Source organism: Streptomyces novaecaesareae (assembly GCF_000716875.1).
GTDB classification, from domain to species: domain Bacteria; phylum Actinomycetota; class Actinomycetes; order Streptomycetales; family Streptomycetaceae; genus Kitasatospora; species Kitasatospora novaecaesareae.
In genome coordinates, this window is record NZ_JNWQ01000138.1 from 1 (window position 1) to 10,247 (window position 10,247).

A 10,247-nucleotide genomic window follows, 5' to 3' on the forward strand; every position below is an offset into this window, starting at 1 on the left:
GTCGTCGGTCGCCAATGCTCCGCAGTGGCTCCCTCCTCCGCCTTGCGATGCACGCACCCCAACGCCGCCCCGCCCGCCCTCCGGGCGGACGACGGGAGTTCGAAGACAGGCCCTGGGGGCATTCCTCAGGGTTAGGTCAGTGGGCGTTGCGGCAGGTCCCGGTCGGGGTGCAGAGGGTGATCGAGAGGGGCCTGCCGGTCGGCGGGATCCGGTAGTGGTATTCGGCGAAGGTGACGAGGTCGAGCGCGCCGAGGTCGACGGTGTGCAGGTGGACGGGGCTGACGAGGCGGTCGGTGTCGCCGGAGACCTCGATGCCGTCCACCCGGCCGCGGTAGGCCGTGAAGGCGTAGGAGTCCACGCCCGCCGTGGTGTCGGCCGGCATGGGGGTGCGGGTGACGAGGTCCTCGATGGCGGCGAACCAGATGGTGGTGGGCGCCGTGTCCTTGTGGTTGATGACGGCGTAGCAGACGTCGAGGCTGTCCACCAGCCAGAACACCATCGCCCGGTACCGGCCGTCGGTGTCCAGGACCGTCATGGTCGACCGGGTCGGTTTCGGGCACTGGGGTGGTGTGTTGAGCGCGGCGACGAGGTCCACGATCCACTGGGTGGCCGGCGGGGCGGGCTCGGGAAGGGGCGCCTGGCGGCGGGCCGGGACGAGGATCGGCTCACACGCGGTGGCCGCGGCCAGAGCCGTCACCAGCGCCACCGTCGCACAGAGCGCACCGAAGCCGCGTCTCATCCTGTCTCCCCCGGAACGGCGAGTGAGACCCAAGGATGCGCCCCGCCCCGGACGGCGGCAAGACTCCGGGCGCGGCCTCGCGCCCGGAGTCCGGTGACGTCAGGTCACGCCCTAGGCGGGGCGGGGGAGGTAGGCGAGGCCGTGGGCGCCGGGTTCGGCGAGCTTGGGGAGGGTGAGGCGGGAGACGGGGGTGAGGGTGTCGAGGTCGATGATGTCGACCGTGGAGGAGACGACACTGGAGACGTAGGCGAGGCGGCCGTCGGGGGAGGAGGTGATGGTGAGCGGGAAGAGACCGATCTCGACGGAGCCGAGGCGCTGGTGGGTGTCGGCGGAGAAGACGGTGAGGCGGCCGGGGGCCTGCCGGCCGAGGGGGGAGTCCGGGGCGGGGATCGCGCGGGTCTCGCCGGCCAGGAGCTTGCCGGTGGAGGTCAGGTGGACCGGGAGCACGGCGTGTTCGGTGGGGAGGGTGGCGGTCACCGTGGCCGAGCGGGCGTCGATGACGCTGATGCCGGGGGCGGCGTCGGGCTTCGCGGCGAAGCCGAGGTAGGGGGAGGCGACGTAGGCGAGGCGGCCGTCGGGGGAGACGGCGAGGCCCTCGCTGCCGGGGACCTCGACCTTGGCGGTCAGGACGCCGCGGTCCAGGTCGACGACGGAGACGAACGGGGCCTCCTTGTTGGTGGCGAAGCCGGTGCGGCCGTCCGGGGAGATGGCGAACCAGTGCGGGCCGGGCGCGTCGGTGTCGATCCGGCCGATCGGGCGGCGGGTCTCGGTGTCGACGACCACGACGCCGCCGGGGCGGTCTGCCGAGGCCTCCACGCTGACGTAGAGGCGGCGGCGGGCGGTGTCCAGGGCCAGCCCGTGCGGGCCGTGCTCGGGGGCGAGGTCGATCACCTCGACGATCCGGCGGGTGTCGGCGTCGATGACGGTCAGTTCGGTGCGGTGGCCGCCGTGCGCGTTGTAGTAGCCGGAGCGGTAGGCGGTGGTGCACCAGAGCAGCCGCTGGGTCGGGTCGAAGCACAACTCGTGCGGCTCGGCGGTGACTTCGAGGGTGTCGAGGAGCCGGTCGGTGGCGGCGTCGAAGAAGGAGACGGTCGCTCCGCTCTGGCTGACGGCGGCGAGGACGTCACCGGCGAGGTGGGAACGGAGGTCGGAACGCAGGTCGGAACGGAGGTCGGAACGGGGAGGGGTTGGCACGGGTGCTCCTTGCAGCGGGTTTCCCTGTGGACGGGTCCCACTCTCGACGCCCCGGGGCGGCCGAACAATGCAAGGATGGGCACGGGATAGTTGCCGCAAACGCAAAAGTGCAGTTCAGGAGCCATTGATGGACCTCAACCTGCTGCGGGCCCTGGACGCCCTGCTCCAGGAGAACAGCGTGACCCGGGCCGCCGAGCGGCTCGGCACCTCGCCGGCGGCGGTGAGCCGGATGCTGGCCCGGCTGCGCCGCGCCGTCGGCGATCCACTGCTGGTGCGGGCCGGGCAGGGGATGGTGCCGACCCCGCGGGCGCTCGAACTCCGGGAGGAGGTGGGCGCGTTGCTGCGCGACTGCGAGAACGTGCTGCGGCCCGGGGCCGGGTTCGCACCCGCGGGCCTGGAGCGGACCTTCGCCGTGCAGACCAGTGACGTGGTGCTGGTCCGGGTGGCCGGCCCGCTGACCGAGCGGATCCGCGCGGAGGCACCGAAGGTCGACGTGCTGTTCCTGCCGGAGGCGTTGGAGGGCGGGCCCGCGCTGCGCCAGGGGCTGGTGGACGTGGAGGTGGGTGTGCTGGGGCAGCTGGATCCCGAGGTCCGCACCCGGCCGCTGGTCCGGGCACCGGTGGTGGGCGTGGCCCGCAGCGGCCATCCGCTGTTCGAGGGGCGGATCACCGCCCGGCGCTTCGCGGCGGCCGACCACATCGGCATCTCGCGGCGGGGCAAGCGGCTCGGCCCGATCGACGCCGCGCTGGCCGAACGCGGACTGCGCCGCCGCGTGGCGGTGGTGGTACCGAGCCACACCAGCGCGATGCTGCTGGCCCGGGACAGCGACCTGGTCGCGCTCGGCCTGGCGGACTGGCTGCCGGAGACGCTCGCCGCGCTGGGGCTGCGCACCTTTCCGATCCCGCTCGAACTCGGCTTGCTGGAGCTGGGGATGGCCTGGCACCCGCGCAACTCGGCCGACCCGGCGCACCGGTGGTTCCGCGCGCACCTGGCGGCCGCCGTCCGGCAGGCGGGGCACGAGTAGCGGCGGGCGGGGCACGAGTAGCGGCAGGCGCGGAACGAGTAGCGGCAGGCGCGGAACGAGTAGCGGAGGGCGCGGCACGGATCCCACAATCCGTACCGCGCCCGGGAATTCGGGGTCTACCGGCGCAGCGGCCCCTCGCAGGTGTAGTCGGAGGTGCCGGCCTTGCCGCCGGTCCAGATGTCGACCTTGCCGAAGCTGCAGTTCATGTCGTTGAGGTTGTTCGCCCCGTCGACGTCCTTGGTGCGGGTGAGGATGAAGTAGTCGACGGTGTCGGACATGTCCTTGAAGACCTTGTCCGGGTTCTTGGCGTCGGAGAGGTTGGCGGTGATCCTGCCGGTGCAGACGAACCGCATGGGCTTGTTGGCCCAGTCGCCGTTGTCCTTGCAGTTCGGGGTGGAGCCGGTGGCGGCGGCGAACTCCTGCTGGACGTCGTCGGCCCAGGCGAGGTCGAGGGAGGCGTTGGCCGTGAAGGTGGTCGACGGGACGTACAGGTTGTCGACGTTCTTGATCTGCGCGTCCAGGAAGGCGAAGTACTCGCTCTGCAGGGCGGCGTCGGAGCCGAGGCGGTCGCGCCAGGCGTCGAAGCCGGCCGGGTCGTCGGCGCGCTGGTAGCCGTACATCTCGCGGAGCAGCGAGGGGTGCTTCTGCCAGAGGAACTCGAAGAAGGTGCCGGCGTAGTTGTAGAAGTGGAACGCCGGGGTGTCGGTGTAACGGGCGTGCAGGAGCTGGGCGATGGTCATCCGCGGGATGCCGGCGGCCTCGTCGGAGGCGAGCTTGCGGACCAGCGACTTGCGGACCAGGATGCCCTGGTCGCGGGTGGAGCCGTCGAAGAACTCGGCGGTGCCCTCGTCCATCGCGGTGGTCTTGTCGTCGGCGTACCAGCGCGGGTCGCCGAAGTAACCCGGCACCGCCCAGCGGCCGTTGAGGTAGTGCACGTACTCGTGGCGGAACAGCTCTTCGAGGGTGAGCGTGGAGTCCTGCGGGACGCGCCGCTGGTAGGTGTAGAAGGTGGCGCCGCGCTCGATGTAGATGCCGCCGTTGTTGGTGGTGTAGCCGGTGAGGATCGGGTGGTAGACCTCGTAGTCGGCGCGCGAGGCGTAAAGGTGGATGTGCAGGGTGGAGTTGACGTCCCCGGCGAGCGGCTGGTCGGTGCCGAGGACGCGGAAGTACTGGGTCTTGACCTGCTTGCTCGCGTAGTACATCTGGTCGACGGTGGCCTTGTCGAGGGCGGTGTGGACCTCGATGGCGCCGTTGTCGTAGGTGTACGTGTTCGGGAAGAGCTTCGCCTCCAGGTCGGCTATGCAGACGCCGTACTGCCGGCAGACGCCGTAGGTGTTGGCCCAGCCGATGGCCTTGGCCCACGGGTCGGACCACTCGCCGAAGGTGGCCTTGGTGGTGGAGATCAGCGAGCCGAGGTCGGCGAGGGTGGCGTCGTGCAGGGCCGGGACCTGGCCGAAGCGGCCGTACTCGGCGACGGCGTCGCGGGCGGCCCAGGCGTTCTTGGTGCCCTTGAGGTGGCCCCAGGAGGCGTACGCGCGGAACGCGGCGCGGTAGTCGGCGTCGGCGGCGACGGCGGACAGGAAGGCCGGGTCCTGGTTGTAGATGCCCAGGTAGTTGAGGTTGAGCGCCTGGAGGACGGCGTTGCCCCAGGGGCCGCTGTCGGCGACGGTGGTGCCGGGCGCGAGGACGCCGAGGATGCGCCGGGCGAGGCCGAGGTTGTTCTGGCGCAGGCCGTCGGCGCCGGCGGTGATGGCCGTCTCGCGCAGGGTGTTCGCGGCGAGGTCGGTGCGGTCGAAGGCGTGCGCGCTGCCCGCGTACGCCGTGATCGCCTGCTGGACCGCGGCGAGGGTGGTCGGGTCGGAGAGGTTCAACTCGTGGTGACCGAAGGCGTGGTAGGCGGTCGCGTGCAGGTACGTCCACAGCTCGTAGAGGTGCGCGGAGCCGGTGCCGTCGTCGGTGGCGGACAGCTGGGTGATCCGCTTGGCGACGGCCTGGACGTGGGCGTTGTCCATGGTGGTGGTGAAGCGGGCGTCCCACGTCCAGATGACGGAGCGCAGGCAGCCGTCGGCGGTGACGGCCGGGTCGGTGAGGAAGGTGACCAGCTGGTCGGCGCTGAGGCCGGTGAAGCCGTCGACGGTACAGGGCACGCCGGCGCGGGTGGTGGGCGCGGTGGTGCCCGGGGTGGCGGCGGCCTGGTCGGCGGTGGGTGCGGGGGCGCCGACGTGGTCGGGCAGCAGGCCGGGCACGAGGGTGCTGCCGAGCGAGCCGCCGCCGGGGGCCGGGGCGGGTGCACCGGGCTTGGCGGCGTCGGTGCCGAGGTGGTCGGCGTCGTCGTAGGCGGTGCGCTGGTCGGGGTCGGCCTGGGTGGGTGCGGCCTTGGCGGACGTCGGCGCGGTGGCGGTCGTCGGCGCGGTGGCGGTGGTGGCCGACGGCGACGGGGGGACGGCCTGGGCGGTCTGCAGGGTGGGCAGCGTGAGTGTGGCTGCCGTCGCGGCGGCGAGCAGGACTCGCCTGGCAACGCGGGAAGTTGACACCGAATCTCCTGGAGGGGGAAGTGGCAGGGCGGTGCGAGGCGGCAGTGCCGTGGGTTCCGGCCCGGGACTGCCGGGGGAGCGTCGGGGCGGAGTTGTGGGGTCGTGACCGCCGCCGAGTGAGCCGTAACATAGCAATGTGAAATTGCACCTGCCAAGAGGGTGAACAGGGTTGACCCCGACTCGGACCGCCCGCCGCACTTCGGGATACCCTGCGGGGGTACAGGGCAGGCGGAGACGGTCGGGAGGCGAACGATGGCGCAGCTGCGACCGTTCGGCCGGTCCGGCCGGTTCGGCCCCCCGGGGCCGTGGGCCCTGCGCCTGCTGCTCCTCGCCGCGCTGCTGCTGGGCATCGTGACGATGCACACGCTCGGCCATCCGACCGGCGGTCACGGCGGGCACGAAGCGTTAGCCCCCCGTGAGGTGGCGGCCCGGCAGCTGCCGGAGCACCACGCGGTGACCGTCCCGATGACAGGTACGGTCGCGGCCGCGATCGCCGAGCCCGCCGCCGCCGCCGACGGCATGGACCCGATGACGGTCTGCCTCGCCGTCCTCGCCGGCTGGACCCTGGTGCTCCTCGTCGCCACCGGCCCGTTGCTGCGCCGCAGCGGCGACGCCGCCGCCGACGTACGGGCCCGCCTGCTGCGGGCCGTCCGCGCGCAACCCCCGCCCGGGGGCGGGCGGATGCTCCTCAACCGGCTCTCGGTGCTGCGTCAGTAGGCGCGCGCCCGCCGTCCCGTGCCCGCGCGCGGAACGGCCGACGCGACGTCCTGCACACCCACACCCACCGCACGAGGTGCACTCCGCCATGCGCACACCCACCCGCCGTACCGTCCTGGCCGCCGCGCTCGCCGCCGCCGGGACCGGCCTGCTCACCGCCTGCTCCGGCTCCGGCTCGATGAAGGGCATGGACCACTCGTCCATGAACCACGGCTCCACCCCCACCGCCCCCACCGGCTACCTCGCCCCGAACGGCCCCGAGGTCGCCGCCGCCGAGGCCAGGCGCAGCCCGGGCCCGGAGCGGAAGGTCTCGCTCACCGCCACCGAGACGACCCTGGACCTCGGCGGCCGCACCGTCCGCACCTGGGCGTACGGCGACCGCCTGCCCGGCCAGGAGGTGCGTGCCACCGTCGGCGACACGCTCGCCCTCACCCTCGCCAACCACCTGCCGCAGCCGACCTCGCTGCACTGGCACGGTCTCGCGCTGCGCAACGACATGGACGGCGTGCCGGGCCTGACCCAGGCCGCCGTCAAGCCCGGCGCCTCCTTCGACTACCGCTTCGCGCTCAGTCGCCCGGGCACCTACTGGTTCCACCCGCACTCCGGAGTCCAGCAGGACCGCGGCCTCTACGCGCCGCTGATCGTGGAGGACCCGAAGGAGCCGCTGCGCTACGACAAGGAGTGGGTCGTCGTCCTGGACGACTGGGTGGACGGCGTCGACGGCAGCACCCCGGACGCCGTCCTCGCCGAACTCGCCAAGGGCATGGGCGGGATGGCCGGCATGGACCACTCCGGCCACGACATGGCCGGCATGCCGGGGACGGGCGGCGCAGGCGCACCGAGCGCCGGGGCCACCGGCCCGGCCCGGATGCTGATGGGCGCCGCGAGCCCGCTGCTCGGTGGCGACGCCGGTGACGTCGCCCACCCCTTCCACCTGGTCAACGGCCGCCTCGCCACCGCGCCCGAGACCTTCACCGCCAAGCCCGGCGACCGGATCCGGATCCGCCTGATCAACGCGGGCGGCGACACCGCCTACCGGGTCGCCCTCGGCGGCCACGAGCTGACCGTCACCCACACCGACGGCTTCCCGGTCGAGCAGGCCACCACCCAGGCACTGCTGCTCGGCATGGGCGAGCGCTACGACGTCCTGGTCACCGCCAAGGACGGCGCCTTCCCGCTGACCGCGCTCGCCGAGGGCAAGAACGCCACCGCGCTGGCCGTGCTGCGCACCGGCGGCGGCGCCGCGCCCGACGCCTCGGTGCGCCCGGCGGAACTGGACGGCAAGCTCGTCACCGCCGCGCAGCTCAAGGCCGACCCGAGCGTCCGCCTGCCCGCCAAGTCCCCTGACCGCACAGTGCAGTTGGAGCTCACCGGCGGCATGGCGAAGGCCGACTGGGCGTTCAACGGCCGCCCGTACGACCCGGCGCAGCGCTACCCGGTGGCGGCGGGCGAGCGGGTGCGGCTGGAGTTCCGCAACAGCACCGCCATGTGGCACCCCGTCCACCTGCACGGCCACAGCTTCGCGCTGCCGGGCGACGGCCCGCGCAAGGACACCGCGATCGTGCTGCCGGGCGCGACCCTGGCCGTCGACTTCGACGCCGACAACCCGGGGCTGTGGATGGTGCACTGCCACAACATCTACCACGCGGAGACGGGCATGATGACCGTCCTCGGTTACCGGGCGTAACCCGGTCCGCATCCCGAGACGCCGGGGCGGGGAGCGCACCTCCCCGCCCCGGCACCCGGCCCGCCGCACCGTGCCACCCGCGCCGACCTGCGCCGTCATGACGATTTCTTAACGCGGGCCGATGGCGACTCCTTAACGCCCGTCGCATAGCCTGGCGCACTGCCGTCGCCCGACGGCGCTTTTACGGGGTCTTTAAACAAGAGGTGCAAGGTGGTTTCGTCGGGTTCGACGGATACGGCGACGGAGGATCCGTCGTCGGCGCGAATACGGCTCCGCAGCTGGCTGCTGGAGGACGTGTCCGCGTCCAAGACCGCATCGGACGCGGACACGCAGGGTGACCCGGAGGCGGGGGACTCCGGGACGCCCGAGGCGCACGGGGCGCACGAGGGCCAGCGCTGGTGGCGGGTGATGTGCCTGACCGGCCTGGACTACTTCTCGACGCTCGGCTACCAGCCGGGCATCGCCGCCCTGGCCGCGGGCGTGCTGTCGCCGATCGCCACCATCGTGCTGGTGATCGTCACCCTGCTGGGCGCGCTGCCGGTCTACCGGCGGGTCGCCAAGGAGAGCCCGCGCGGCGAGGGCTCGATCGCGATGCTGGAGCGGCTGCTGTCCTTCTGGAAGGGCAAGCTGTTCGTCCTCGCGCTGCTGGGCTTCGCGGCGACGGACTTCCTGATCACCATCACGCTGTCCGCCGCCGACGCGAGCGCGCACCTGGTGGAGAACCCGCACCTGACCAGCGTCCTCGGCGGCAAGCAGGTGCTGATCACGCTGATCCTGGTGGCCCTGCTCGGCGCGGTGTTCCTCAAGGGCTTCAGCGAGGCCATCGGCCTGGCGGTGTTCCTGGTCGGGGCGTACCTGGCGCTGAACGTGGTCGTGGTGGCCGTCGGCCTCTGGAAGATCATCGAGGCGCCGCACGTGGTCACCGACTGGACGGCCGCGCTGACCGCCCAGCACGGCAACCCGATCGTCATGGTTGGCGTGGCCCTGGTGACCTTCCCGAAGCTGGCGCTCGGCCTGTCCGGCTTCGAGACCGGCGTCGCCGTGATGCCGCACATCAAGGGCGAGCCCGGCGACACCGACGCGAACCCGGTCGGCCGGATCCGCGGCACCCGCAAGCTGCTCACCACCTCCGCCGTGATCATGAGCTGCTTCCTGATCGCCACCAGCTTCATCACCACGCTGCTCATCCCCGCCGACCAGTTCAAGCCGGGCGGCGAGGCCAACGGCCGCGCCCTGGCCTTCCTGGCGCACGAATACCTGGGCGGCGCCTTCGGCAGCGTCTACGACCTCTCCACCATCGCGATCCTCTGGTTCGCCGGCGCCTCCGCGATGGCGGGCATGCTCAACCTGCTGCCCCGCTACCTGCCGCGCTACGGCATGGCCCCGCACTGGGCCCGCGCGGTGCGGCCGATGGTGATCGTGCTGACCCTGATCGGCTTCCTGGTCACCTGGATCTTCGACGCCAACGTCGACGCCCAGGGCGGCGCGTACGCGACCGGCGTGCTGGTGCTGATCAGCTCGGCGGCGATCGCCGTGACCATCGCCGCGTACAAGAAGCGCGAGCGGGGCTGGACCGTCGCCTTCGCGGCGATCTCCGCGGTCTTCCTCTACACCACCGTGCTGAACTGCATGGAGCGCCCGGACGGTCTGAAGATCGGCGCCTGCTTCATCGCCGGCATCATCCTGGTCTCGCTGCTGTCGCGACTGCGCCGGGCCTTCGAGCTGCGCGTCACCAACGTCGTCCTGGACGACGTGGCGGAACGTTTCATCCGTGACTACGCGCACCGTCCGCTGCGGCTGATCGCCAACGAGCCGACCAACCGCGACAACGCCGAGTACCGCGACAAGATCCGCCAGATCCGCGCTGACAACGACATCCCCGGCGAGGACGACCTGGTCTTCGTCGAGGTCACCGTCCGCGACGCCTCCGACTTCGAGTCCGAGCTGACCGTCCGCGGCGAGGTGCTGCACGGGCGCTACCGGGTGCTCACCCTGGAGAGCTCCAGCATCCCCAACGCGATCGCCGCGCTGGCGCTCACCGTCCGGGACCGCACCGGGCAACGGCCCCACCTGTACTTCGAGTGGACCGAGGGCAACCCCTTCGCCCAGTTCCTGCGGTTCTTCCTGTTCGGACAGGGCGAGGTCGCGCCGGTCACCCGCGAGGTGCTGCGCGAGGCCGAGCCGGACCGCTCGCGCCGCCCGCGCGTCCACGTCGGCTGACGGCCGTCCCCAGGCCACGGCCCGTCCACTCCCGCTGAGTGGGCGGGCCGTCGGCGTCCCCGGGCGGCCCTGACGACGCCGTGACCGCAGGGCGCCGCCCACGCCCGGGGGGAGGGGAGGGCGTGGGCGGCG

General features: G+C 72.4%; 7 protein-coding genes. 4 read left to right on the plus strand and 3 right to left on the minus strand.

From position 1 onward, the window contains the following. Positions 1–136 precede the first annotated feature (136 nt). A complete protein-coding gene (locus OP86_RS31210; RefSeq protein WP_157849893.1) occupies positions 137–739 on the minus strand; it encodes a hypothetical protein in 603 nt (200 codons plus the stop codon). A gap of 111 nt (positions 740–850) precedes the next feature. Continuing rightward, positions 851–1,933: a YncE family protein gene (locus OP86_RS31215; RefSeq protein ID WP_234435079.1), complete on the minus strand. Its 1,083-nt coding sequence runs from the start codon at positions 1,931–1,933 to the stop codon at positions 851–853. A gap of 127 nt (positions 1,934–2,060) precedes the next feature. Here OP86_RS31215 and OP86_RS31220 point away from each other — a divergent pair, with 127 nt between their 5' ends. Beyond that, complete coding sequence (locus OP86_RS31220; protein WP_030058482.1) at positions 2,061–2,957, plus strand: LysR family transcriptional regulator; 897 nt, start codon at positions 2,061–2,063, stop codon at positions 2,955–2,957. 116 nt (positions 2,958–3,073) lie between these two features. On the opposite strand, the gene OP86_RS31225 is transcribed toward OP86_RS31220, so the two are convergent. Further along, the gene (locus OP86_RS31225; RefSeq protein WP_030058483.1) at positions 3,074–5,491 is read right to left on the minus strand and encodes a collagenase; all 2,418 of its coding nucleotides are present in this window, start codon (positions 5,489–5,491) and stop codon (positions 3,074–3,076) included. 252 nt (positions 5,492–5,743) lie between these two features. Between OP86_RS31225 and OP86_RS38500 the strand changes: the two genes are divergently transcribed. The 3 genes from OP86_RS38500 (at position 5,744) to OP86_RS31240 (ending at position 10,115) form a co-directional block, all read left to right on the plus strand. Then, positions 5,744–6,208, plus strand: a complete 465-nt coding sequence (locus tag OP86_RS38500; RefSeq protein WP_033334186.1) for a DUF6153 family protein — start codon at positions 5,744–5,746, stop codon at positions 6,206–6,208. A gap of 88 nt (positions 6,209–6,296) precedes the next feature. Further along, the gene (locus OP86_RS31235; protein WP_030058485.1) at positions 6,297–7,895 is read left to right on the plus strand and encodes a multicopper oxidase family protein; all 1,599 of its coding nucleotides are present in this window, start codon (positions 6,297–6,299) and stop codon (positions 7,893–7,895) included. 408 nt (positions 7,896–8,303) lie between these two features. Further along, the gene (locus OP86_RS31240) at positions 8,304–10,115 is read left to right on the plus strand and encodes an APC family permease (protein ID WP_234435081.1); all 1,812 of its coding nucleotides are present in this window, start codon (positions 8,304–8,306) and stop codon (positions 10,113–10,115) included. Positions 10,116–10,247 lie beyond the last annotated feature (132 nt).